This is a genomic window from Actinocrinis sp., from assembly GCF_035605935.1.
GTDB lineage: Bacteria > Actinomycetota > Actinomycetes > Streptomycetales > Catenulisporaceae > Actinocrinis.
The window spans coordinates 1-23,472 of record NZ_DATNGK010000148.1 but is presented as its reverse complement, the minus strand read 5'-3'; the positions used below and the strand labels follow the sequence as shown (position 1 = coordinate 23,472).

Here is a 23,472-nt window from a genome sequence, read left to right as displayed (position 1 = left end):
CCTCGCAGCGATTCAGCGTCCTGAAACGCAGCGCTCCGCGACGCATTCGACCGGCAGCGGCTTCGGCAGCGCGTCGCCGCCGAAGACCGCGCGCGTCGCCGGCTCACCGCCGAGTGCGGCCAAGGCGAGCAGCACCGAGCCCGCCGTCCAGGAGGTCTTCTCCTGCGGCCAGATCGCCAGGTCGGCGAACACGTAGCCGGTCCAGTACATCCCGTCTTCTTTGTCGCGCAGCCGCGAGCCCATGTCGGTGAGCAACTGGCGGGCTTGCTCCGCGCGGCCGATGGCCCACAGCGCGATCGCCAGCTCACTGCTCTCGCCGCCGGTGACCCACGGATGGTCGTCCACACAGCGCACGCCCAACGATGGGACGACGAACCTCTCCCAGCCCTCTTCGATGCGCCTGCGGGCCGCCTCGCCGCGCAGCGCCGTGCCCAGGACCGGGTAGTACCAGTCCATCGAGTAGCGCTCCTTCGGCGCGAACCGCTCAGGATGCGCGGTGAGCGCGTGGCCGAGGCGGGAGAGGGCCAGCTCCCAGCCCGGCTGGTTCTCGCCGAGCGCAGTGGCCGTGGCGACCGCGCAACGCAGCGCCTGGTACATCGAGCTGCAACCGCTCAGTAGCGCCTCATCGCTGTCCGGATGCCAGCGGATCGCGCCGTCAGTACGCTGCTGCCGCAGCACGAATTCGACCGCTGAGACGACGGTCGGCCATAGCTCACGCAGGAAGCGCCGATCCGCGGTAGCCAGGTAGTGGTGGTAAATGCCGACCGCCGGATACGCACTGAAGTTCGTCTCGCGCGTCGGGTCGGCGACTGCGGCCGCTGATACGCCCTCGGGCGTGTCCGCGTAATTCGCGAACCACGAGCCGTCCGCGTTCTGCGTCCGCGCTAGCCAGAGATACGCGCTTCGCGCCGCTTCGTGCTCGCCCGCGGCGTCTAGGGCCATGGCGGATTCGGCGTGGTCCCATGGGTCCAGCTTGTCCCCGGCGAACCACGGTATGGCGCCGTCCGGCCGTTGCAGAGCTTTGATGCCGCCGACCGTCCTGGACACCTCCGGCGCGTCCAGCAGACCGGCTGCGACCAGGTGCGCGGCCGTCATGCGCTCTTGACGGCGTAGACGACCAAACTCTTGCCGAGCACCGGATTGAGCAGCGCTTCGCCGACGCGGGTCAGCTTCGGCGCCTTCATGATGTCCCATACCAGCAGCTTGTGATACAGCCGGACCGGCGCGGCCTGCTCGTTGTCCACGCCGACCGCGCACTTGAGCCACCAATAGGGAGAGTGCAGCGCGTGCGCGTGATGAACCGCATAGGGGCGCAGCCGTTCGGCCCGCAACCTGCGCAGCACTTGGGCGCGCTGGTAGATCCGGACGTGGCCGCCCTCGACCTCGTGGTAGGCATCGGACAGCGCCCAGCAGACCTTCTCCGGGAACCACCGCGGGACGGTCACCGCAATTCGGCCGCCGGGTTTCAGTACCCTGCGCAACTCGGCGAAGGCCCGTTCGTCGTCGGATAAGTGTTCGAGAACTTCGGCGGCGACGATCACGTCGAACGAATCATCGGGGAATGGAAGCTTGTAGGCATCCCCGCGGACCGCGACCGCGCGTGCGTCCGCCGGGACTTCGCCTTGCGCGCGCATCGCCGCGAACATCGCGTTGACCGACTCGATCTCAGCGAGCGAATAGTCGAGCGCGACGACATCGGCCCCCTTACGCAGCAGGGCGAAAGCGTGCCGGCCGCCGCCGCAGCCGAGATCAAGCACCCGGTCGCCCGGTCCGACCGGAAACCGGTCGAAGTCGACGGTCAGCATGCGGCGGAGCCTTCCTGTGCGAGCGCTTCGAGTTCGGCGGGTGCGAACTCGTGTTCTGAGACATTGTCGTCACCGAGCCCGGACTGCGGACTCTGTGACGCTTGGATGCGCGCCCGATAACGCTCGGCCGTGGCGATCGCGGCGGCGCGCCAGGTGAACCTGGATACGGCGCGGGCGCGGGCGGCCGCGCCGAGCCGGGCGCGCAGCTGTTCATCGCCGAGCACGCGGGCTAGCGCCGCGGCCAGCGCGGGCGCGTCGCCCGGAGGCACCGCAAGCGTCGTTTCGCCGTCGACCCCGGCCACTTCCGGGATCGCGCCTCCAGTCGTGGAAACCAGCGGCAACCCGACCGCCATCGCCTCGACGGCCGGGAGCGAAAAGCCCTCGTAAAGCGAGGGGACGCACGCGATTTCGGCGGAACGCAACAGATCGATCAGCTCGTCCTCGCTGATCCCGGAGACGAAGCGGATGTAGGGCTCAAGGCCGTACCGTTCAATCGCCCGGCTGACCGCCCCGCCCTCCTTTGCCGCGCCGACCACGACGAGTTGCGCGTGGTCGTGCTCGGCGCGCACCTTCGCAAAGGCTTCTACGAGCACTGCCAGGCCCTTGAGCGGCGAGTCCGCGCTTGCCGTGGTCACGATCCTGCCGCGCACCTTGGCCACCGCGGGTGAGGGGGAGAAGCGCTGGACGTCGGCGCCGATCGCAATCGTCGTGATGCGTTCGGGCCGCACGCCGAGGTATTCGGTGATCTGCGCCGCCGAGGACGAGGAGACCGTGACGATTTCCGGCAGCCGGCGGGCGACCCGGGCCTGCATGCGGGTGAAGGCGTACCAGCGCCGCAGCGTGATCCGGCGCAAACCGCGCGCCTCGGCCAGTTCCAGCTCCCGGTCGACCTGGACCGGGTGGTGGATCGTCGCCAGGGTCGGAAAGCCGAGCCGGGGCAGCCGCAGCAGGCCGGTGCCGAGGCACTGGTTGTCGTGCACCACGTCGAATTCGCCGCGGCGCGCTGCCAGGTGGCGGGCGGCCCGCAGCGAGAAGGTGCGCGGCTCGGGGAAGCCGGCGGTCCACATGGTGCCGACTTCGAGCAGATCGATCAGGTCCCGGTACTCGCCGAGCCGCGGCGTGCGAAAGGGATCCGGCTCGCGGTAGAGGTCGAGACTGGACAGCGGGGTGAAGGCGACGCCTTCGTCCAGGACCGGATATGGCGGTCCGGCGATGACCTCGACCCGGTGGCCGAGGGCGGACAGCTCACGCGAGAGGTTGCGTACGTAAACGCCTTGGCCGCCGGAGAACGGGTTGCCGCGGTAACACAGCAGCGCGATGCGCAGCGAACCCGGTGCGGCCTGCGCGTTCGCCACGCTGCGGGCGCCGGACTGCCCGACCTGATCCACGCCCGACTCCCTGGGTGCCGCCGCGAAAAATGGATGCTACTAAGAGCGGACCATGCTACCAGGCAGTAACAAGCCGCCTGTCGGACCGCCGCACTACCGTGGTCGGCAGACGACGAGAGGCGGCCCCGTGAAGTATGTCGTGTTCTATCAGTCCGCGCCGAACGTCGCGGTCAACGCGAGAGCGCACTTCGCCGCCCATCGCGCGCACTGGACCGAGTTCGTGGAAGCCGGGGAACTGGAGCTGATCGGCACGTTCGCCGATCCGCAGGCGGACGGATCCATGGCCGTGTTCAAGACGAGAGAGGCGGCGGAGGCGTTCGTGAAGGACGATCCGTTCGTACTGAACGGCGTCGTCGACTCATGGCGGATCCTCGGCTGGAACGAGGCGCTCACTCGCGACCCCGCACCGGCAGACGCGCCCTAACTCACCGGAGGCGCGGCGCCGTTCTGTCCGATGCGGCGCAGCAGATCACGCAGCGTGCGCCGCTCCTCGTCGCTCAGCGCGGCCAGCGGCTCGGCGGCGAAGTCCAGGTTCGCCCACACCTTGCCGCTCACCTCCGCGCCGGCCGGGGTCGCGGTGACCAGCTTGACCCGGCGGTCGGTCGGGCTCGGCTGCCGCGTCACGAAGCCGCGCGCCGCCAGCCGGTCGACCAGGCCGGTGATATTGGACGGCTCGCACTTGAGCAGCGTCGCGATCTGGTTCATCGGCACCGGGCGTTCCGCGACCACGCCCAGCAGTTTCGCCTGCACACCGGTGAGGTCGTGAGTCGCGGCCGCTGCCTCGTATTCGTCGTGGAACCGGGTCGACATGCCGGCGATCAGGTCCACGACCTCACGGGTTATCGGGTCACGCCGCATATTGCCATGGTACCCGGAAGGTTAAGCAGATGAAATATTTCAAACCCGGGGTTCGGTCAGTACAGTCCTTCAGGCCGGGAGTGCGGCCGGCATTGCTACAGAGAGGCGGTCGGGATGCGGGCGGCGCTGGTGCGGAAGGGTGGTCAGCAGCGGACCGAGGTGCGGGACGATGTCACCACGCGCGAACTCGGTCCCGGCGATGTAAAGGTCCGGATCAGGGCGAGCGGAGTGTGTCATTCCGACCTGTCCGCGATGGCGGGCGTGCTGCCGAACAAGAAGCCGTTCGTGCTCGGGCACGAAGGCGCCGGCGAGATCGTCGAGGTCGGCGGCCAAGTGGCGGGGCTGGCGGCCGGTGATCACATCATCGTGTGCTGGGTTCCGCCGTGCGGCCGGTGCGCCGACTGCCTGCGCGGCGAGGCGAATCTGTGCACTGAGCTGTTCGCCAAGACCGCGCTGACCGCGAACTTCGCCGTCGACGGCGCGCCGCTGTACGGCATGTGCGGCACGGGTACGTGGGCCGAGGAAGTGGTGCTGCCCTGGCAGTGTGCGGTCCCGGTGCCGAAGGACGTGCCCTTCGACGTCGCGGCACTGATCGGCTGCGCAGTCACTACCGGAGTCGGCGCCGCGCTGAACACCGCGCGCGTCGAGCCTGGATCCACCGTCGCGGTGATCGGCTGCGGCGGAGTGGGCATCGCCGCCATTCAAGGCGCACGCATCGCCGGCGCCGCGGACATCGTCGCGATCGACCCGAGCGAGGCAAAGCGGGGAATGGTCGCACGATTCGGAGCCACCCGAGCCGTCGCCCCGGACGACGCCGGAGCGGCGCGCGAGGAAGTGACTGGCCCGCGCGGCTTCGACTACGTATTCGAATGCGTAGGCCGTGGTGGTCTCGTGCGTCAGGCGTATGACTTGACTCGACGCGGCGGCGCGGTTGTCGTCGTCGGCGCGGGCGGCCGGGACGACCAGGTCTCCTTCTCGATGGCAGAGCTCTTCTACGACAGCAAGCGGATCCTGCCGACCTGGTACGGCGGCGCGGACGTGCGGGTCGAGTACGGTCGGCTGGTCCGGCTGTGGCGCTCTGGACGGCTCGACCTGGAGTCGATGATCACGGCGCGGCTACCGGTGGAACGGGTCGACGAGGCGCTGGACCAGATGCGAGCAGGTGAAGGAATCCGCTCGATCATCGAGTTCTGATCGAGCGCTCGGATTCGGACCACTCCATCCAGACGGCTGCCCTTTAGACGGGTCTTCCCGGCAACTGTGGCGCGCAGAGCGCCGGTCAGCTTTCGTCAGCCGCGACGCGCAGCCTGGCGAACTCCTCGGCCAGTGTCGCGGCGGTCCAGTGTGCATTGAGGCCGCTCGGATTCGGGAGCACCCACACTGGACTGCCAGCTAGTTTCGACGGTTGAGGGCCTATCGTCGCGTCCTTACGGCCGAACGCGGTCCGGTAGGCGCCGATGCCGAGGATCGCAACCCAGCGGGGCCGGTATGTGGCGACCTTCTCGGCCAGGATTTCGCCGCCGCTGCGCAGTTCCTCGGGCGTCAGCTCATCCGCGCGCGCCGTGGCCCGCGACGCCACGTTGCTCAGGCCGAGGCCGAGTTCCAGCAGTTCTTCCTGCTGCCACGGGCCAAGCAGCCGCGGGGTGAATCCGGAGCCGTGCAGCGCGGGCCAGAACCGATTGCCCGGCCTCGCGAAATGCTTGCCGATCGCCGCCGACCACAGGCCCGGGTTGATCCCGCAGAACAGGACTCGAAGATCCGGGCCGAGTACGTCAGGGATCGTCTTTCCGTGCGCCGCGGCCAGCTGCTGCGCAGTGGGCCGGATGCGGCGGGCCGCGCTGTCGGCGATCGGAAGCAGGGCTGGCGGAGTTTCCGGCTGGGGTGTCACACCGCCGCACCGTAGCATTCCTCCATGCCAACGCTCGCCGAAGTCGTCGGGATTCTGGACGCCGCCTACGATCCGCGCTGGGCCGAGTCCTGGGACGCGGTCGGGCTGGTGTGCGGCGACCCGGCGGCCGAGGTGCACAAGGTGCTTTTCGCGGTCGACCCGGTGGACGCCGTTGTCGATGAGGCCGTCGCCTGGGGCGCTGACCTGCTGGTCACGCACCATCCGCTGCTGCTCAAGCCGGTGCACGGGGTCGCGGCGACGAGCTTCAAGGGCCGCACCGTGCACCGGCTGATCACCAACGGCGTCGCATTGCTGACCGCGCATACCAACGCCGACGTCGCGAGCCCCGGCGTCTCGGACGCCCTCGCCCGTGCCCTCGATCTCTCGGTGATCGGGCCGATCCTGCCTTCTGCCGGCGAAGGCGTCGCGCCGAACGGCTCGGCCGGCCGCGGCCACGGTTCGGGCTCAGGGCGCGGACTCGGCCGCTTCGGCGTGCTGCCCGAACCCGAATCGCTGCGCGCCTTCGCCCAACGCGTTGCCCTCGCCCTGCCGCCGACCAGCGCGGGAGTGCGCGTAGCCGGAGACCCCGAGCGCACGATCCGGCTCGTCGCCGTCTGTGGAGGTGCGGGCGAGGATCGCGAGCTGCTTTCAGCGGTGCGCGCTGCCGGAGCCGACGCGTACGTCACCGCCGACCTGCGCCACCATGCCGCATCAGAAGCGCTCGAAGCCGGGGAATTCGCCAAGCCGGGCACCGGTCCCGCGCTTGTCGACGTGGCGCACTGGGCCAGCGAATGGCCCTGGCTTTCCGACGCCGCCGCGCTGCTGACCGCCGGGCTCGCCGAAAGTCATGAGCACGGCCTTCGCGGGCATGAGCGCGGCCCCGAGCGCGGTACGGTTGAGATCCGCGTGTCCCAGCTGGTCACCGACCCCTGGACGCTGCACGCGCCGCAGAAGTGAAGAATGAGGACAGGAAGAGGTGCCAGCCGTGCAAGCCGCGCCCGCCGACCAGCAGCGACTGCTCGACCTTCAGGCGTTGGACTCGAAGCTTGACCAGCTGACGCACCGCCGCCGCACCCTCCCGCAGCTGGCCGAGCACGCCTCGCTGGAAAACCGGGCCAGGCAGCTGCGCGACCTGCTTGTCGCCGCCACCACCGCGCAGTCCGACCTGGCCCGCGAGCAGCGCAAGGCCGAGGCCGACGTGGACCAGGTGCGCACCCGCGCGGACCGGGACCGCAAGCTGCTGGACTCCGGCTCGGTCGGCGCGAAGGAACTGTCCAACCTGCAAAGCGAGCTGGAATCGCTGGCCAAGCGCCAGTCAGACCTCGAAGACATCGTGCTCGAGGTGATGGAGCGGGTCGAGATCGCCGACAACCGCACCGCTGAGCTGACAAAGCAGCGCGAGGCGGCCGAGGCGGACCTGGCGCGGGTGACCATCACGCTCGCCGACGAGCAGGCATCCGTGGACAAGGACCTCGCCTTCGCCACCTCGCAGCGCGCACTGCTGGCCGCGCAGCTGCCCGCCGATCTGCTCGCGCTCTATCAGAAGCTGCGCGCGCAGTACGGCGGGATAGGGGCCGCGGCGATCAAGCAGCGCCGCTGCGAGGGCTGCCGGCTGGAACTCGACATCTCCGAGGTGAACGAGATCCGCGCCGCCGCGCCGGACACGGTGCTGCGGCACGACTCCTGCCGCCGGATCCTCGTGCGCACCGCGGAATCGGGAATCTAGCGATCGTGCGAACCCTGATCGTCGAGGCCGACGGAGCATCGCGGGGCAATCCCGGCGCAGCCTCCTACGGCGCGGTGGTCCGCGACGGCGACACCGGCGAACTGCTCGCCGAACTGGCCGAGGCGATCGGCCACGCCACCAACAACGTGGCCGAATACCGCGGCGTGATCGCCGGGCTCGAGGGGGCCAAGCGCATCGATCCGCAGGCGCGGGTCCAGGTCCGCATGGACTCGAAGCTCGTGGTCGAGCAGCTTTCCGGCCGCTGGCAGGTCAAGCACCCCGACATGAAGCCGCTGGCCGCGCGCGCCCGCGAGCTCTTCCCGGCCAACGGCGTCGCCTTCACCTGGGTGCCGCGCAGCCAGAACAAGCACGCCGACCGACTGGCGAATCAGGCCTTGGACGCGGCTGCCCGCGGCGAGGTGTGGAGCGCCAAGGTGCTCCCGGTCGCCGAGGAGCCAAGCGGAGCTGCTGGGACCGCGAATGTCGCATCATCAGGCCGGTCAACCACGCAGCTGTCCGCCGTCGAAACCCACACCGAGACCGGAACCGGCACCGATCGCCACGGCGCTGCGGCGTGGGCGGTACCGTCCGCCGGCGCCTCCGCGGACCTCGGCAAACCGACCCGCCTGCTCCTGCTGCGCCACGGCTCCACCGCGCTGACCGGAGAGAAGCGGTTCTCCGGGCTCGGCGGCGACCCGGAGCTGATCCCGGAAGGGCTCGCCCAAGCGGGTGCGGCCGCGCGACGGTTCGCCACCCCCGACGGATCCGGTGATCCCCGGTACGGCCGCATCGATGCGATCATCACCTCGCCGCTGCGCCGCACCCAGCAGACCGCGTCCGCCGTCGCCAGCGCCGCCGGGATCGAGCCGCGAGTGGAGGAAGGCTTCCGGGAGCTGGACTGCGGCACGTTCGAGGGGCTGACCTTTGCCGAGGCCCGCGCGCAGTACCCGGACCAGCTGGCCGCCTTCCTCGGCTCGACCGCCAGCCCCGCGCCGGGCGGCGAATCCGTCGAGCAGGTGGCGGCCCGCGCGGCGGTGGCCAGAGACCGGGCGCTGGTGCGCTTCCCGCGCAAGACGGTACTGATCGTCACGCACGTGACGCCGATCAAGACGCTGCTGTGCCAGGCCCTCGGCGCGCCGCTGGATGCGGTGCATCGGATGGAGCTGGCCGCGGCCTCGCTCAGCGTGATCGATTACTACGGCGACGGCGTGGCCAATGTGCGCTGCATCAACGACACCGCACACCTCTATCTATAGCGGTGTCTCCGGCGCGCGGACGTACCAGTTGTAACCGCGTCAGATCTCTGTCACGACGACATCGAACGCGCCCGCTGGGCCGCCCTCGACCCGGTAGCCGAGATCGCGCAAGGTGTCCGCGAACTCCTCCGGCGTCTTCGGCTCAGCGCCGCAACGCAGCAGATCGCGGATCAGTCGTCCTTTCGTGGCCTTGTTGAAGTGGCTCACCACCGACCGCTTGAGCACGCCGCCGACCATCCGCTCATGCACCACGCGCACGGTCACCGTCCGCGGGCCGGGGCGCCACATACCGGCGTATGACGTGGACCGCAGATCCACCACGAGATGTTCGCCGACGAGTTCGGTGAGCGGCTCGCTGAGCGCCTTGCGCCAAACCGCGGTGACCGAGCCGAGACGCGGCAGCTTCACCCCCGCGGAGCAGCGGTAGTACGGGATCCGGTCCGCCGGTCGAAGCACCCCCCACAGACCCGAAAATACGAGCACTGAATTCTCGGCCCGCCGATACGCCTCCGGGTCCTGCGCGCGCAAACCGGGCAGGTCAAGTGCCTCGTAGAGGACGCCGCGGTACACGTCAGCGGCCGGCCCGGCAGGCGCCGTGTCAATGACCTGATTGTATGCCAGTTCCGCGCGCTGGCCCTCACTCAGTCCCAGCGTCGCCAGGGCGGCGGCCGGCCGGCCGGAGCTGAGCCGCTTCAACGCGGTGACCAGGCTCTTGCGCGTCGGCGAGAGCTGAGGAAGCACCAGGGAACCGGAGATCACCGGTTGCGCGTCCGTCGGAACGGCCTTCCCTTCGGACGGCGGTACGAAGATGAACATTCTGGAACGATTCTCCGGCAAGGTCAGCTATCGGCCTGGGGAACTCTAGCCCACGTTCTAAACTGCCGCTGATCGACGCGGCGGGGGGCCGTGCGATCCGAGTCGAACGATTGTGTCCGAGGAAACTGGGGAGACGTCAGCCCATGTCGCAGCTGAACCGCCGGACCGTTTACGTCGTCCTCGGCTGGTTCGCGAGTCGCATCCCCCTCTACCTGATGACCACCGGGCACCTATGGGCCTGGTACGGCCGCCGCAGCATCGGCGACATCATCGTCTATACGCGGTGGGTGGACGGTGCCCTCAAGCACGGCGCGCTGCCGGTCGGCGACAACAGCTGGCAGTACCCGCCGCTGGTCGGTCCGCTGCTCCTGCTGCCCAAGGCGCTGCCGGGCGCCGACTACCAGGGCCAGTTCGTCCGGCTCGCCTTCATCGCGGACGCGATCGTCATCCTGGTGCTGCTGCTGACCGCGCGCCGGCGGGAGAGCTGGCTTGGGCCGTGGTTCTGGATCCTGAGCGTGCCGTTCCTCGGGCCGCTGATCTACGGGCGCTTCGACGTGTTCTCCGCGATGCCCGTGGTCGCGGCGCTGGCGATTCTCGGCCGCGGCGTGCCGCTGCCGGGCGCGGAAGCCGGGCAGAAGCAGCTCAACGGCCGCCGCTGGATCGCCGGCTCGCTGATCGGCATCGGCACCGCGATCAAGATCTGGCCCGGCCTCACCGTCTTCGGGCTGCCGCGCACCAAGCGCGGCTGGCAGACCATCGCCACCGCGGTGTCCGCCGCCGTCGCCGTGACGGTGATCTGCATGCTCTCCTTCCGTAACGGCTCTTGGTTCCTGCACACCCAGGGCCACCGCGGCATCGAGGTGGAGAGCATCTGGGCGGTGCCGTTCCTGCTGGCCAGGCGGGCCGGCATCTGGCACGGCCGGATCCACGGCCACTACGGCTCGCTCGAAGTGCTCGGGTTCGGCGCGGGCTTCGCCGGCAAGGTGGCGATCGCCTCCACGGTGCTGGTGTTCGCGCTGCTGGCCTGGTGGTGGTGGCGCAAGCAGTGGCGCCCGACGGTGGTCGCCGACGCGACGCTGGTCGCCACGCTGCTGATGATCGTCACCAGCCGGGTCATCAGCCCGCAGTACCTGATCTGGCTGCTGGCCACCGCGGCTTTCTGCCTGCTGTCCAAGGACACCTCGCAGCGTCGCAGCGCGCTGCTGATCCTGGTGTCGCTGCCGGTGACGCAGTGGATCTTCCCGTATAACTTCACCTCGCTGATCCACTTCCACCTCAGCACCATCCTGGCGCTCACGCTGCGCGACGCGCTGCTGATCGCCGCCGCGGCGATCGGCTTCATCGACCTGTGGCGGGACACCGTCGCCGGACCGTTCCTCCCGTGGCGGGGCCGCTCGTCCGCGCCGGTCTCCGACGCCTCCGCCGACGCTCCGAGCGCCACCACCGAGCCAGCCGAGGAAACGGAAGTCGTCGCGCGTGAGGAAGGCGTTACGGCGCAGGGGATCGACGCCGGCCAGGCGGTGGCCACGCCGGCTCATCAGAGTGCGGGCGCGGGTACGTCCAGCGGCGATCCCGCAGTGCCCGCCGGTTCCACGCCTGCCTAAGCGGCTAACGCGCCGGTTAGGCGGCCAACGCATCGAGTCGGCCGCAGGCCGCAAGCCACGGGCCTGCGCGCCTTCCGGCGTCGGTGCGTCCGTGCATTGTCTTGGCCTAGCCGCTACGCTGCGCGCTGTGCCCCGCCGAGTCCTGGTGATCGACAGCGCCGACGCGCCCGACGAAGCGCGCGCCGCGCTGTGCAAGGGCTTCGACGCGATCCGCGCGGAGTTCGCGCTGCCCGCCGAGTTCCCGCCCGAGGTGCTGGCAGACGCCGAGCGCGCCGCACGTGACGCCCGCGATCCGGACGCCGGCCGGGTTGACCGAACCGACCTGCCACTGGTCACCCTCGACCCGCCGGGCTCGATGGATCTCGACCAGGCCATGTGGATCGAGCGGCGCGGCGGCGGCTTTCGGGTCTGGTACGCGATCGCCGACGTGGCCGCGTTCGTGCGCCCAGGTTCACCACTCGACCTTGAGGCACGCGCCCGGGTCGAGACCATCTACTTGCCGGACGGCCGGGTCCCGCTGCATCCGCCGGTGCTCTCCGAGGGCGCGGCCTCGCTGCTGCCCGAGCAGGATCGGCCCGCGGTGCTATGGCAGATCGACCTGGATTCCTCCGGCGATATGACTTCGGTGGAGGCGCGGCGCGCGATGGTGCGATCGCGGGCGCGTCTCGACTATCCACAGGTGCAGCGTGAACTGGACGCCGGGACCGCGCCCGAGGTGATGAATCTGCTGCGCGAGGTCGGCATGCTGCTGCGCGATCGGGAGGCGCTGCGCGGCGGCATCAGCCTGAACGCCCCGGTGCAGCAGGTCGTCGCGGATCACGACGGCTGGCGGCTTGAGTATCGTGCGCCGCTGCCGGTCGAGGATTGGAACGCGCAGATCTCGCTGCTCGCCGGAATCGCCGCGGCCGACCTGATGCTGTACGCCGAGGTCGGCGTGCTGCGGGTGCTGCCGGAGCCCGGGGACGCGACCGTCGGACGGCTGCGCCGGGCGGCCCGCGCGCTCAAGGTCCGCTGGCCGGACGGTGAGCCTTACGCCACGCTGATCCGGCGGATGAACCCGGCCAGGCCGCGGCACGCCGCGTTCCTCACCGAGGCCACCTCGCTGCTGCGCGGCGCGGGCTATCAGGTCTTCGACGGCCAGATCCCGCCGCGGCCCGTGCACGCCGCGCTGGCCACCCAGTACGCGCACGTCACGGCGCCGCTGCGGCGGCTGGTCGATCGCTTCGGCACCGAGATCTGCGTCAGCCTCTGCGCGGGTGAGGAGGTGCCGGACTGGGTTTGCGAGGCGCTGCCGGCCCTGCCCGAACTCATGGACGCCGGCGACCGGCGGTCCAAGGCGGTCGAGCGCGCCTGCGTCGACCTCGCCGAGGCGGTGCTGCTGCGCGACCGGGTGGGCGAGGTCTTCGAGGGCGTGGTGCTGGACTTGAACGACCGGGTGGACTGGGACCGTAACGGCAAGCCGGACGCGGGCGTGGTGATGCTGCGCGAGCCCGCGGTGATAGCCCGGCTCGACGGGCACGACCTGCCGCAGGGCGCTGAGCTGCGGGTACGCCTTGTGTCCGCGGACCCGGCGAGTCGGCGGGTCCTGTTCGACTGGATCGACGCGGTCTGACCCGCCGTCACGTCGCAGTCACCACGCCGCCCTTGGCGCCCTCGGCGGTGCTTCCCGGTCGCTCCGGGCGTTCTTGGCGGTCCGCACCTGCGCAGAACGCAAAGTCAGCTGGTATTACAGTGGAAGGGTGCTTGTCGAGGAACCGCTGTCCAGCCAGGTGACCACCCCCGCGCAGGAGCCCGCCGCCGAGCAGTTAGACCTGCCCACTGTGCTGGCCGCGCTGGCTGATCCGGGGCGGCTGGCGATCGTGCGGGCGCTCGCCGACCAAGGCGAGGAGTGCTGCAACAAGGTGGGCGAGCTGGCCGGGCTCACCGTCGGCAAGTCGACGCTGTCACACCATATGAAGGTGCTGCGCGAATCAGGGGTCACCAGAACCCGCGCGCAGGGCACCCACAGGTACGTCTCGCTGCGACGTGCCGAGTTGGACGAGGCCTTCCCGCAGTTGCTGGATGCCGTGCTCGGCCAGGCGGTTCCGCTCGAATCGCACTGAGCGCAACCGCCCGGCCTGGGCCGGCTACCGGCTCAGCGCGCGGCGAACTGGCTGACCACCGGCAGCGCCTTGTCGCCGAAGTCGAAGGCCGCCTGGTTCTCCCAGCCGTCGCCGGAGGACGCGTTCGTCGGGTCCCAGCCGTTGCCCGCGACCGCGGTCCAGGTGGGCTCCCAGTAGAACGCACCGAGGCCGAGGCCGTTCGGGACCGCTTGCACGATCGAGAGCACGTCACGCAGGTTCGCCGCCTGGCCCGCGGAGCTCGCCGCATAGCCGGGGTCGAGGGTGGTGTTCGAGGACGTCACCGAGTTGGTCTCGGAATCGGCGTTGGCCATCGTCCACGGGTACGCGGTCTCGGCCACCATCACCGGCTTACCGTACTTCGCCGCGAGGCCGTTGAGGTCCGTCTGCAACACGTCGAGCCGGCCGTGCCAGTAGTCGTAGTACGAGATGCCGATCACGTCGAACGAGACTCCGTCGCTGATCGCCGTGCTGTACCAGCTCTCCAGCGTGGACAGGCTGTCCGAGGCGGCCAAGTGCAGCACGATCTTCGTGGACGAACGGGCCGCCCGCACCCCGGCGACGCCCTGCTTGAGCAGCGCGGCAAGCTGCGACCAATTCGAGGTCGAGCCGTCCGGCCACAACATGCCGCCGTTGATCTCGTTGCCGACCTGGACCATCGCCGGCGGGGTGCCCTGCGCGACCAGGTCGCCGACGACCTGCTTCGAGTAGGCGTAAACCTGGCTCTCCAACTGGCTGAGCGTGTCGGCGGACCAGGCCGCCGGGGTGGTCTGGTGACCGGGGTCGGCCCAGGTGTCGGAGTAGTGCAGGTCCAGCAGGATCGGCAGGCCGTACGTGCTGTACGCCTGCTTCGCCGAAGCCAGCAGCGTCGCCTCGTTGTTCATCCCGTCCTGCGGGTTGACCCAGACACGCAGCCGGACGTAGTTCATGCCGCCGTTCTTGAGGATCTGCAAGGCGTTCTGTTTCGTGCCCGAGCTGTCGTAATACACGCCGCCGAGCTGTTCGCCGCGGTACAGGCTGGAGGTGTCGCCGCCGCGGATGGCCACGGGCGCCGAACCGGCCGTGAATGTGACGTCGTCGTAGTTCGTCCACGCGTTCGCGGCGCTGCTCGAATAGAGGTTGATCGTGCACTTGTTGGCGGACACGTATACGTAGTCCACGATGTGCAGCCAGTTGCCATCCGAATCGACGGGTACGTACGTCGTCTTGGTGGAGCTACCGCAGCCCGACAGTGAGATGTAGTTCGAGCCGCCGGTGTCATTCGAGCGCACGTACACGCCGAGGGTGTAGTAGCCGTTCGTGATATTGGAGATCGTCTGATACGTGTCGACCGCGTAGGCCGAAGACGCCCAGTGCGAGAGGCGGTACGAGCCCGAGTGGCCGCCGGACTCGGTGTAGTCGGCGGAGGTGGTTCCGCTGCTCGACCAACCCGAGGGCGAAGCGACTCCGGATCCGTCGGCCTCGAAACCGGCATTGGCGATCGTGGGCGTGCTGGTGGTGGCGGAGGCCGGGACCGCCGCGAGCGTCGTCGCGGCGAGCGCGGCGGCAAGGGGAAGCGCGAGGGTGAGGCTGCGGTTGAAATGCTGGCGGCGGCGACGGCGCGCATCGCGCGGGCCGGACGGATGACGCGTCATTGCGACTCCTGAGATCGGCAGCTGAGGGTGGGCGTTTCCTGGCGCGTGCTGTTCTCGCCCGGTCGGGAGCCGGCGCCCCGTCATCCGCACAATTCTGGGAGCGCTCCCAATCTAGGCAGCAGTATTTCTAGCACTACCCAGCCCAGTGTGTCGATGGACTACTGCGGATCGGCAGGTAGGAGGCTGGGAGCGTACCCAAGCGCCACGGCGATCAGCGCGCCGAGCGCGGCCCACACGTAGGCGCTCCCGATCGCCTGCTCCCACCAGGCCCAGTGCATTTCACGGTTCTGCGTCCCCGGGAACCACCACTGCGGGGAGACCAGGAAGAGCACGAGGCCGCCGCCGAAAAGAGCGAGTGCGGCGCGGTTACGGGCCCGGTACGCGGCAAGCAGTCCGGTCAGCACGATAGGCGCCGCCCATACCCAGTGGTGTGACCATGAGACCGGCGAGACCAGCAGCGTCATACAGCAGGTCAGGCTGAGGGCGAGCAGTTGCCGGTCCGCGCGCGCCGCACGGAAGATGGCGTAAACGCCGACGGCACCGACCAGTGCCGCCACGGCGAGCCACGCATCGTGCTCTGCGTTACCGGCCAGGTGGGTGCGGTACAGAAAGCCGTTGAGCGACTGGTTTCCGGCGAAAGCCATCGGGCCGATCCGGCCGGTGTCGAACACCATCTTGGTCCAGTACTCATGCGAGTCATGCGGAGCGCACAGCGCGCCGATTCCGGTTACCACGAAGAAAGACGCGACCGACGTGATCGCCGCGCGCCACTGTCTGCGGGCGACGAAGTAGAGCACGAAGATGGCCGGGGTCAGCTTGAGCGCGGCGGCCAGGCCGACCAGCACTCCGCGCGGCCAGCCGATCGGCCGCCCCGCGATCTGCCACCAGGTCCGCGGCAGCAGGCAGTCGACCGTGACCAGAGCCATCAGGATGACATTGATCTGACCGTATGCCAGGTTCGTGCGCAGCGGCTCGAACAGCGCCGCGACCGGCAACAGCAGCGCGGCCAGCCGCCAGCTGCGAACCCCCTGGGCTAGCCCGGCCGTGCGCAGGAACAGCGCGATCACCGACATCAGCAGGCCGAGGGTGATCGCGCTGATCAGGACTCCGGCCAGCCGCGCCGGCACCATGGCCAGCGGCGACATGACGATGGCGGAGATCGGCGGGTAGGTGAAGCCGAGGTTGAGGCCGTTGCGGGTCAGCGGAAGTTGCCCGTAGAGGTCCTTGTTGTCGAGCCAGGCGCGCCCGCCGAGCCGGTAGACGTTCAGGTCGACCCGGTAGACGTCGAAGTTGAGCTTGCCCTTGGTGACGGTGATCAGCGAAACGGCGAACACAAGCAGCACGAGGGCGCACAGGGCGACCGTCCGACCCCTGCGTTGCCTTTCGCCGACGGTCTGCTGACCCTCCTGCCGGCTCTCCCGCAATACCGCCACGTTGCGCGCCCCCATGGTCCCGACTAACCCCGCTTGTCCACGTGGTGCGATCAATGAGCGGGTCGATGCTATCCGAATCGGCTCGACCGGGGATTTGCTGGGGGAGTATCATTATTTTCGATTTGATTAGTTGAGCTAAGGGAAGAGCTTGCCTGACCCCAGCCCACGGCGTCGCCAGCTGATCTTGGCGATCTGCTGTATGAGCCTGTTCATCGTCGCGATCGACAACACGATCGTGAACGTCGCCCTACCGTCGATCCAGCACGACCTGCACGCGCCGGTCTCCGGCCTGCAATGGATTATCGACGCTTACACCCTCGTCCTGGCCAGCCTGTTGATGCTCGCCGGTTCGACCGCAGACCGGCTCGGCCGCCGCCGGGTCTTCCAACTGGGCCTCGTGCTGTTCACGCTAGCCTCCGCGCTCTGCTCGGCCGCGCCGTCGCTCGGCTGGCTGGTCGGCTTCCGCGCGCTGCAGGCGATCGGCGGCTCGATGCTCAACCCGGTCGCGATGTCGATCATCAGCAACACGTTCACCGACTCGAAGGAACGGGCCCGCGCGATAGGCGTGTGGGGCGGCGTGGTCGGCCTTTCCATGGCGGCGGGCCCGGTGCTCGGCGGCCTGCTGGTGCAGGCGGTCGGCTGGCGGTCGGTCTTCTGGGTCAACATCCCGGTGGGTGTGGCGGCGCTGGTGTTGACCGCGCTGTTCGTGCCCGAGTCGCGGGCGCAGCGCGGACGCAGACCGGACCCGGTCGGCCAGGTGCTCGTCATCGCGGTGCTCGCCGCCGTGACGTACGCGATCATCGAGGGCCCGAATCACGGCTGGACCTCGCCGTTGATCCTGGGCCTGTTCGCGTTCACCGCGGCCGGATTGACCGCGCTGGTGCGCTACGAGTCGAGGCGCGAGGAGCCGCTGATCGAGCTGCGCTTCTTCCGCTCGGTCCCGTTCAGCGGGGCGACGGTGATCGCGGTCTGCGCCTTCATCGCGCTGGCCGGATTCCTCTTCCTCAACACGCTCTATCTCCAGGACGTGCGCGGGTTCTCGGCGATGAAGGCCGGACTGATGACGCTGCCGATGGCCGCGATCACGGCGATTTTCGCGCCGCTCTCCGGACGCCTGGTCGCCGAGCGCGGCAGTCGTGGTCCGCTGCTCGCGTCAGGGATCTTCATCGGCGTGACCGGCCTGCTGTTGCTGTCCATGACCAACACCACCTCGCTGCTCTACCTCGGCGTCGTCTACGCGCTGTTCGGCTTCGGCTTCGGCGTGGTCAACGCGCCGATCACCAACACCGCGGTCTCCGGGATGCCGCGCGCGCAGTCCGGCGTCGCCGCCGCGGTCGCCTCGACGAGTCGTCAGGTCGGGCAGTCACTCGGCGTCGCGCTGATCGGCACAGTGGCCGTCGCGCGGGTGCACGGTTCGATGCGCGAGGGTTTCAGCGCGGCGAGCCACGCGGGCTGGGCGATTGTGGCCGGCTGCGGATTGATCGTCGCGGTGCTCGGCGTGCTGACCACGACCGCGCGGGCAAAGGCAAGCGCCGAACGCGCCGCGGCCCTCTTCCCGGCCGGCGAGCAACCGCTACCCGATCACCACGCCGGCACGGCACCGCGCGGAACCAGCGGCGCCAGCGCAACGGTGAGCGAGCCGGTCACCGCCGAACCGAATGCGGAACCCGAGCCCGAGCCCGCGCCGTTCACGGGGGTCACCGCCAGCACCGGCGCGGTCGCCGCTCCCGACACCGAGACGCGGTAGCTCTGTCCCGGTCGGCCGACCACGACCACCGGTGCCAAGACGCCGAGCGGCGTCTCGCTCGCCGAGCCACCTCGATAAAGCGCTGCCACCTGGCTGCCGGGTACCGCGATCGTGGTCGCGGCGACGGTTCCTTGTGCGGCCGCGAACAGCCTCGCGGCGGCGATCAGCGTCTGGTCGAGGAAACTGTCGCCAGTGCCGAGCGGCTGCCCGAGCACCGCTCCGATGACGGTCTCGGTTCGGTCGCCGACGGTGACTGTGTCCGCGAACAGCAGGCAGCCGCCGGCCTGATCGGTCGAGCCGGTCTTGATGCCGGTCACCCCGTTTTGGCCGACCAGCCGGTTGAAGTTGTGGATGGTGCCTTCGACCGGCACGCTCGCGGACTGCTCGCCCACGATCGCGGCGAACGCGGCCGACCGCATCGCCGCCTGGCCCAATATCACCTGGTCCGGCGCGGTGGAGACGGTGGCCGGGTCAAGGCCAGAGGGATCGGTATAAGTGGTGTGCGTCATGCCGAGCTTGCGCGCCGCCGCGTTCATCTCAGCGACGAACGTGGGCACCGAGCCCGCGTCCCAGCGCGCGAGAATCTTCGCGATGTTGTCGGCCGAGGCGAGCATCAGCGCTTCCAGAGCATCGCGCTCGCTGATCCGCTCCCCGGCGTACACCTTGACCAGTGACTGCCCCTGCTTCGTCTCGACTTTGTAGGCGCCGGCCTCAGCGGAGCTGACGGTGATGAACGGTCCTGCTTCACCGGTCGCGAGGGGATGGTGCGCGAGGATCAGGTACGCGGTCATCGTCTTGGTCACGCTGGCGATCGGGACCGGTGTAGTCGCCTTGCCCGAGGTGCCGAGCGAGCCGTAGCCGTCCATTTCGATCGCGGCCTGCCCGACGCGCGGCCAGGGGATCGCCGGCGCGCTGCCGGGGATGGTCACCGTGGTGGGTAGTTGCTGCACGAGGCGCGGCGGTGCGGGGGCGGAGGCGCCGGGCTTGTGTCCCGTTACGCTGGCCGAACTCGATGCGCCGTGGGTCGCGGCCGTCTTCGCCAGCGCCCACCCGGTCACCAGGACGCAGAGTGCGATGACGAACGCGATGACCCGGATGCCGAGCGTGCGGTTCCGGTCGTAGTCGGACGCGATCCGTGCGGGTGCCGGCGAATTCCCGGTGTTCGCCGGACCGGATCCGGAAGGTGCGGCCGCTGTGGCGGCGTCCGCAGCAGTGGTCTGCTCCTGGTTCGCCTCGAGATTGATCTCGACGCCTGCTTCCGCTGCCGCTTCGCACTGCGGTTGTTCGGTCTGTTCCGGCTGCTCCGCCGCAGTGGCCTCGGGCCGTTCCGCGCGCTCCACGGCAGTGCTTTCCATCCGGTCGGGCCTCCACCTGTCGGGCCGGGCACGCGGTGTCCCCAAAAGAAATCTCCGTGCAGATTTCTCCTCTGGACGCGCGGGCAACGGGCCTGGTTGCGAGGGTCTTCCAAGGACTCCCGCGCCAGGCCCGCTCGCTCGACTACTTCTACACGTTACGTCATCCCGACGCCATCTCCTTAGCGCGCGCGGGCAGCGACTTCACCGGTGCGTTGGTCGAGTTGGCCGGGTCGTCGTCCCAGCCCGCCCGGTAGCCGTCGAGTCCGGGATCGGGACCTGGCGAGCCTCGAGGTCGCAGCGTGCCTTACGACGGTGCCCTGACCATCCATCGTCGTAGAACTCCTCACCTTAGGCGCCGGGCGGCAGCAGACGCAGTCCGGGCGTCGGGCCGTTCTCGATCAACCGCCAGAGGGCGTCGGTGTTCACGTGCTCGGCGAGCGCGTCGGCGAGCCGGTCGTACTGCGCCTGGCGGGCCGCCGCGAAATCAGTGTGCGGATGCGGCTCGAAGGCACGGCCGGCGCGCTGCGCCGTCCACCGAAGAAATGCCCTCCGATACTCGTTCGATTCGAGCGTTCCGTGCCACAGCGTGCCGATCACGTTCCCTGATACGCAGCCATCCAGCGCCCCGCCTGCGGGATCGGTGAACAGCGGCTCCCCGCCGTGAACCGAGACCAGGCCGTGGTGGATCTCATAACCCGTAGTCACCGGCTCGCCAAGCCCGGCTCCGGCCGGCCGCGCCAGGGTCTTGTCCGGCGCGAAGTCGGTGGAGACCGGGAGCAGTCCGAGCCCGTCGACGCGGCCGCTGCGGCTTTCCACCGGATCGTCGATCGTCTTGCCGAGCATCTGGTAACCGCCGCAGATCCCGAGCAGCGCGCCCCCGCGTGCCGCCCGCGCGGCCAGTGCCTCGGCGATCCCGCGTTCCCGCAGCCAGGTCAGGTCGCTGACTGTCGCCTTGGTGCCAGGCAGCACAACGAGATCCGCCTCCGCGATACCGCGCGGCCCGGTGGTGAACGAGACCTCGACGCCCGGCTCCAGCATCAACGCGTCGACATCGGTGAAATTGGAGACGCGAGGTAGCTGCACGACTGTGACGGACAGCGGTTCGCGGCCGTGCGGCTCCGCGCGGCCGGTCATCTGCGGGCGGCCCTCAAGCGTCAGCGAATCCTCGGCGTCGAGCCAGATATCGCGCAGGTACGGCAACACGCCGAGCACCGGCCGCCCGGTGTGGCCTTCGATCATCCGCAGACCCGGTTCCAGCAGCGCCGGATCACCGCGAAACCGGTTGACCACGAACCCTGAGATGAGCGCCTGGTCGGCGGCCGCCAGCAGCGCGACCGTCCCATGGAACGCGGCGAACACGCCGCCGCGGTCGATGTCCCCGACGACCACCGTCGGCAGATTGCGGGCGCGGGCCAAGCCGAGGTTCGCCAGGTCGCCCTCGCGCAGATTGATTTCGGTCGGGGAGCCGGCGCCCTCGCAGACCACGACGTCATAGCGCGAGCGCAAGTCGTCGAAAGCGTCGAGCACCGGCCCGAGCAGCTGCTTCTTCAAGCTCTGATACGACTGAGCGTTCGCTTCGGTCAGCGCCCTGCCGAGTACCACGACCTGGCTGGACCGATCGCCGCCCGGCTTGAGCAGGATCGGGTTCATCGCGGGTTCCGGTGCCGCTCCGGCCGCCGCCGCCTGCATCGCCTGCGCGCGCCCGATCTCCGCTCCCGCTCCGGTGCCGGGATCGACGCAGACCGCTGAGTTGTTCGACATGTTCTGCGCCTTGAACGGCGCGACCCGCACGCCTTGCCGGGCCAGCCACCGACAGATCGCGGCCGTGATCACGCTCTTTCCGGCGTCGGAAGTCGTGCCCGCGACCAGCAGCGCCCCGCTGCGCGCCGAGGCACGCTCGGCAGAACTCGCCGCCGACTTCGAACCCACCGCCGACGTTGAACTCGCTGCCGCTGCCGAAGTCATCGCAGTCTTCTGCCGCGCCGCGCTCCGGCGACCCGAATCGCCAGCGCGCCGGCCGAAAAGCCGACAGCCGCAGCTGTGGAAACCGCGGCGGAAAGCCGATTCGCGCGCGCGATGTCGAAGCCGCGCGGACTACGGCCGACCCCGAGGTAAGGCCGGTGCTCGATGCCTGACGTGTAGCTGTTGGTCCCGCCGAGCCGCAGGCCGAGTGCGCCCGCCGCAGCGGCTTCGCAGTGTCCTGCGTTCGGGCTCGGGTGCTTTGCGCCGTCATGCCGCAGCGTGCGCCACGTCTCAAGGCGCGAGCCGCCGACCGTCGGCGCGAGAACCGCGGTCAGCGCGCCGGTCAGCCTGGCCGGCGCCAGGTTCAACGCGTCGTCGAGGCGCGCCGAAGCCCAGCCGAACCGCGCGTAGCGCTCCGAGCGGTGGCCGACCATCGCGTCCAGCGTGTTCGCCGCGCGGTACGCCAACAGCCCCGGAACGCCCGCGACCGCGCCCCAGAACAGCGGCGCCACGACAGCGTCTGACGTGTTCTCGGCGACGGATTCCACCACCGCTCGCGCGATCTCGCGCTCGTCGAGAGTGCGCGGATCCCGGCCGCACAGCCGCGGCAGCCTCTCGCGCGCACCGGCGAGATCCCCGGCTTCGAGCAGGTCGCCGATCGCGCTGGCCTCCCGGCGCAGCGAGGCCGCGCCGACCACGATCCAGGTCGCCGCGGCCATCGTCGCGACGGCGGTCAGTGGCCGTCCGCGCGAACCACGCGTCGCGGCGTAACCCAGTGCGGCCGATCCGCCGACGCAGGCAGCGGCGAAGAGGGCGCCGCGCGCTCGGGAATCCTGGTAGCAGCGCTGCTCCAGCGCGTTCGCCGCCCGGCCGAACGCCGCGACGGGATGGCCGCGGCTCGGATCCGCGACCAGCGTGTCCGCGGCGTATCCCGCTGCGAGGCCGAGCGCCCAGACGGCCCCGGAAGATCTTCTTCGCACGTCCAGCACCCTACCGTTATGCGCGCATCGGCTCAGGCGCGACAATAGCCGGATGCGCGAGGAGCACGAGGCCGACTGCCATGCACACCGCGTCGGCTCCGGCGCGGGCGACTACGACCTGCGCCACCACGGCGACCAGGAAGCCGCCGCCGGGCTCGTCGATCTCGCCGTCAACGTCCGGATCCCGCAGCCGCCGAGCTGGCTGCTCGACCGGATCGCTGCGTCGCTGACCGGACTGGCCGCGTACCCCGACCCGGCGCGTGCGACCGGCGCCGTCGCGGCCCGCCACGGCCGCCGCTCGGACAACGTCCTGCTGACCTCGGGCGCCGCCGAGGCGTTCGTGCTGATCGCGCGAGCAGTGACGGCCCGACATCCGGTGGTCGTGCATCCGCAGTTCACCGAGCCGGAGGCCGCACTCCTCGCCGCGGGACACCGAGTCGAGCGCGCGATCCTGCCCGAATCCACCGGCTTCGCGCTCGACCCGAGCCTGGTACCCGCCGACGCGGACCTCGTCATCGTCGGCAACCCCACCAACCCAACCGGTGTGCTGCATCCCGCGAACCGCATTGCCGCGCTCGCCAGACCAGGCCGGCTACTAGTCGTCGATGAGGCGTTCATCGACGCGATCCCCGGCGAAGCCGAGTCATTGGCGGGGCGCGACGACCTGCCCGGCCTCGTCGTGATCAGGAGCCTGACGAAGACGTGGGGCCTCGCCGGGCTGCGCATCGGTTATGTGCTCGCGGCGCCCGATGTGGTCGAGCAGCTGCGAGCCGCGCAGCCGCTCTGGTCGGTCTCGACTCCGGCCCTCGCGGCCGCCGAAGCGTGCAGCGAGCCGCGCGCGCTGGCCGAAGCCGACCGACTAGCCGAGCAGGCGGCGCGCGACCGTGCGCACCTCGAGGA

At 69.8% G+C, this 23,472-nt stretch carries 21 protein-coding genes and 1 pseudogene; 11 read left to right on the top strand and 11 right to left on the bottom strand.

Annotated features, from left to right (window positions below; genetic code table 11):
- Positions 1 to 12 precede the first annotated feature (12 nt).
- The 3 genes from VN779_RS12535 to VN779_RS12525 are packed head-to-tail and all read right to left on the bottom strand — an operon-like array spanning position 13 to position 3,160.
- The gene (locus VN779_RS12535; RefSeq protein ID WP_325722703.1) at positions 13 to 1,095 is read right to left on the bottom strand and encodes a prenyltransferase; all 1,083 of its coding nucleotides are present in this window, start codon (positions 1,093 to 1,095) and stop codon (positions 13 to 15) included.
- Positions 1,092 to 1,805 (bottom strand): class I SAM-dependent methyltransferase, encoded by a 714-nt coding sequence (locus tag VN779_RS12530; RefSeq protein ID WP_325722701.1) that lies wholly within the window; start codon positions 1,803 to 1,805, stop codon positions 1,092 to 1,094. The genes VN779_RS12535 and VN779_RS12530 overlap by 4 nt, the downstream gene beginning before the upstream one ends.
- The gene (locus VN779_RS12525; RefSeq protein ID WP_349260756.1) at positions 1,799 to 3,160 is read right to left on the bottom strand and encodes a glycosyltransferase family 4 protein; all 1,362 of its coding nucleotides are present in this window, start codon (positions 3,158 to 3,160) and stop codon (positions 1,799 to 1,801) included. The genes VN779_RS12530 and VN779_RS12525 overlap by 7 nt, the downstream gene beginning before the upstream one ends.
- A 160-nt stretch (positions 3,161 to 3,320) precedes the next feature.
- Between VN779_RS12525 and VN779_RS12520 the strand changes: the two genes are divergently transcribed.
- Positions 3,321 to 3,617: a YciI family protein gene (locus tag VN779_RS12520; RefSeq protein ID WP_325722696.1), complete on the top strand. Its 297-nt coding sequence runs from the start codon at positions 3,321 to 3,323 to the stop codon at positions 3,615 to 3,617.
- Here VN779_RS12520 and VN779_RS12515 read toward each other — a convergent pair.
- A complete protein-coding gene (locus VN779_RS12515; protein WP_325722694.1) occupies positions 3,614 to 4,051 on the bottom strand; it encodes a MarR family winged helix-turn-helix transcriptional regulator in 438 nt (145 codons plus the stop codon). The genes VN779_RS12520 and VN779_RS12515 overlap by 4 nt on opposite strands.
- Positions 4,052 to 4,165: 114 nt before the next feature.
- On the opposite strand from VN779_RS12515, the gene VN779_RS12510 reads away from it, so the two are divergent.
- Positions 4,166 to 5,245, top strand: coding sequence for a Zn-dependent alcohol dehydrogenase (locus VN779_RS12510; protein WP_325722692.1), 1,080 nt, complete (start codon positions 4,166 to 4,168; stop codon positions 5,243 to 5,245).
- 85 nt (positions 5,246 to 5,330) lie between these two features.
- Here VN779_RS12510 and mug read toward each other — a convergent pair whose 3' ends face one another.
- The gene (gene mug, locus VN779_RS12505; protein WP_349260755.1) at positions 5,331 to 5,900 is read right to left on the bottom strand and encodes a G/U mismatch-specific DNA glycosylase; all 570 of its coding nucleotides are present in this window, start codon (positions 5,898 to 5,900) and stop codon (positions 5,331 to 5,333) included.
- Positions 5,901 to 5,963: 63 nt separating this feature from the next.
- Between mug and VN779_RS12500 the strand changes: the two genes are divergently transcribed.
- From VN779_RS12500 to VN779_RS12490, 3 genes are read left to right on the top strand one after another with little or no spacing between them, the layout of a single operon-like run.
- Positions 5,964 to 6,896, top strand: a complete 933-nt coding sequence (locus VN779_RS12500; protein WP_325722688.1) for a Nif3-like dinuclear metal center hexameric protein — start codon at positions 5,964 to 5,966, stop codon at positions 6,894 to 6,896.
- 28 nt (positions 6,897 to 6,924) lie between these two features.
- A complete protein-coding gene (locus VN779_RS12495; protein WP_414639658.1) occupies positions 6,925 to 7,665 on the top strand; it encodes a zinc ribbon domain-containing protein in 741 nt (246 codons plus the stop codon).
- Between the two features lie 5 nt (positions 7,666 to 7,670).
- Positions 7,671 to 8,921 (top strand): bifunctional RNase H/acid phosphatase, encoded by a 1,251-nt coding sequence (locus VN779_RS12490; protein ID WP_325722684.1) that lies wholly within the window; start codon positions 7,671 to 7,673, stop codon positions 8,919 to 8,921.
- Between the two features lie 39 nt (positions 8,922 to 8,960).
- On the opposite strand, the gene VN779_RS12485 is transcribed toward VN779_RS12490, so the two are convergent.
- On the bottom strand, positions 8,961 to 9,737 hold the full coding sequence (locus VN779_RS12485; RefSeq protein WP_325722682.1) for a peroxide stress protein YaaA: 777 nt from the start codon (positions 9,735 to 9,737) through the stop codon (positions 8,961 to 8,963).
- A 143-nt stretch (positions 9,738 to 9,880) separates the two neighbouring features.
- Between VN779_RS12485 and VN779_RS12480 the strand changes: the two genes are divergently transcribed.
- The 3 genes from VN779_RS12480 to VN779_RS12470 all read left to right on the top strand — a co-directional run bounded on the left by VN779_RS12480 (position 9,881) and on the right by VN779_RS12470 (position 13,443).
- On the top strand, positions 9,881 to 11,341 hold the full coding sequence (locus tag VN779_RS12480; protein WP_325722680.1) for a glycosyltransferase family 87 protein: 1,461 nt from the start codon (positions 9,881 to 9,883) through the stop codon (positions 11,339 to 11,341).
- A 127-nt stretch (positions 11,342 to 11,468) separates the two neighbouring features.
- A complete protein-coding gene (locus tag VN779_RS12475) occupies positions 11,469 to 12,953 on the top strand; it encodes an RNB domain-containing ribonuclease (protein ID WP_325722678.1) in 1,485 nt (494 codons plus the stop codon).
- Positions 12,954 to 13,080: 127 nt separating this feature from the next.
- Positions 13,081 to 13,443, top strand: coding sequence for a metalloregulator ArsR/SmtB family transcription factor (locus tag VN779_RS12470; RefSeq protein WP_325722676.1), 363 nt, complete (start codon positions 13,081 to 13,083; stop codon positions 13,441 to 13,443).
- 32 nt (positions 13,444 to 13,475) lie between these two features.
- On the opposite strand, the gene VN779_RS12465 is transcribed toward VN779_RS12470, so the two are convergent.
- Together VN779_RS12465 and VN779_RS12460 are read right to left on the bottom strand one after the other, a co-directional pair.
- Positions 13,476 to 15,095 (bottom strand): glycoside hydrolase family 53 protein, encoded by a 1,620-nt coding sequence (locus tag VN779_RS12465; protein WP_325722674.1) that lies wholly within the window; start codon positions 15,093 to 15,095, stop codon positions 13,476 to 13,478.
- A 158-nt stretch (positions 15,096 to 15,253) separates the two neighbouring features.
- Positions 15,254 to 16,543 (bottom strand): glycosyltransferase 87 family protein, encoded by a 1,290-nt coding sequence (locus VN779_RS12460; RefSeq protein ID WP_325722672.1) that lies wholly within the window; start codon positions 16,541 to 16,543, stop codon positions 15,254 to 15,256.
- A 133-nt stretch (positions 16,544 to 16,676) separates the two neighbouring features.
- On the opposite strand from VN779_RS12460, the gene VN779_RS12455 reads away from it, so the two are divergent.
- Positions 16,677 to 18,275: an MFS transporter gene (locus VN779_RS12455; RefSeq protein ID WP_349260753.1), complete on the top strand. Its 1,599-nt coding sequence runs from the start codon at positions 16,677 to 16,679 to the stop codon at positions 18,273 to 18,275.
- A gap of 245 nt (positions 18,276 to 18,520) precedes the next feature.
- On the opposite strand, the pseudogene VN779_RS12450 reads toward VN779_RS12455, so the two are convergent.
- Positions 18,521 to 19,141 (bottom strand): annotated as a pseudogene (locus VN779_RS12450) (D-alanyl-D-alanine carboxypeptidase family protein); the annotation flags it as partial.
- Positions 19,142 to 19,686: 545 nt separating this feature from the next.
- Between VN779_RS12450 and VN779_RS12445 the strand changes: the two are divergent.
- Positions 19,687 to 19,884, top strand: coding sequence for a hypothetical protein (locus VN779_RS12445; protein ID WP_325722668.1), 198 nt, complete (start codon positions 19,687 to 19,689; stop codon positions 19,882 to 19,884).
- Between the two features lie 94 nt (positions 19,885 to 19,978).
- On the opposite strand, the gene VN779_RS12440 is transcribed toward VN779_RS12445, so the two are convergent.
- On the bottom strand, positions 19,979 to 21,595 hold the full coding sequence (locus tag VN779_RS12440; protein WP_325722666.1) for a cobyric acid synthase: 1,617 nt from the start codon (positions 21,593 to 21,595) through the stop codon (positions 19,979 to 19,981).
- Positions 21,592 to 22,578, bottom strand: coding sequence for a cobalamin biosynthesis protein (locus VN779_RS12435; RefSeq protein WP_349260754.1), 987 nt, complete (start codon positions 22,576 to 22,578; stop codon positions 21,592 to 21,594). Before VN779_RS12435 ends, VN779_RS12440 begins: the two co-directional genes overlap by 4 nt.
- Positions 22,579 to 22,624: 46 nt before the next feature.
- On the opposite strand from VN779_RS12435, the gene cobC reads away from it, so the two are divergent.
- Positions 22,625 to 23,472 (top strand): Rv2231c family pyridoxal phosphate-dependent protein CobC (gene cobC / locus VN779_RS12430; protein ID WP_325722662.1); only part of this gene is annotated, 848 nt, incomplete at its 3' end.

Bases quoted from the DNA above. Each gene is read 5' to 3' on its own strand.
- VN779_RS12535 (WP_325722703.1), bottom strand. From the start codon at position 1,095: ATGACGGCCGCGCACCTGGTCGCAGCCGGTCTGCTGGACGCGCCGGAG.
- VN779_RS12530 (WP_325722701.1), bottom strand. From the start codon at position 1,805: ATGCTGACCGTCGACTTCGACCGGTTTCCGGTCGGACCGGGCGACCGG.
- VN779_RS12515 (WP_325722694.1), bottom strand. From the start codon at position 4,051: ATGCGGCGTGACCCGATAACCCGTGAGGTCGTGGACCTGATCGCCGGC.
- VN779_RS12510 (WP_325722692.1), top strand. From the start codon at position 4,166: ATGCGGGCGGCGCTGGTGCGGAAGGGTGGTCAGCAGCGGACCGAGGTG.
- VN779_RS12500 (WP_325722688.1), top strand. From the start codon at position 5,964: ATGCCAACGCTCGCCGAAGTCGTCGGGATTCTGGACGCCGCCTACGAT.
- VN779_RS12485 (WP_325722682.1), bottom strand. From the start codon at position 9,737: ATGTTCATCTTCGTACCGCCGTCCGAAGGGAAGGCCGTTCCGACGGAC.
- VN779_RS12480 (WP_325722680.1), top strand. From the start codon at position 9,881: ATGTCGCAGCTGAACCGCCGGACCGTTTACGTCGTCCTCGGCTGGTTC.
- VN779_RS12465 (WP_325722674.1), bottom strand. From the start codon at position 15,095: ATGACGCGTCATCCGTCCGGCCCGCGCGATGCGCGCCGTCGCCGCCGC.
- VN779_RS12460 (WP_325722672.1), bottom strand. From the start codon at position 16,543: ATGGGGGCGCGCAACGTGGCGGTATTGCGGGAGAGCCGGCAGGAGGGT.
- VN779_RS12440 (WP_325722666.1), bottom strand. From the start codon at position 21,595: ATGACTTCGGCAGCGGCAGCGAGTTCAACGTCGGCGGTGGGTTCGAAG.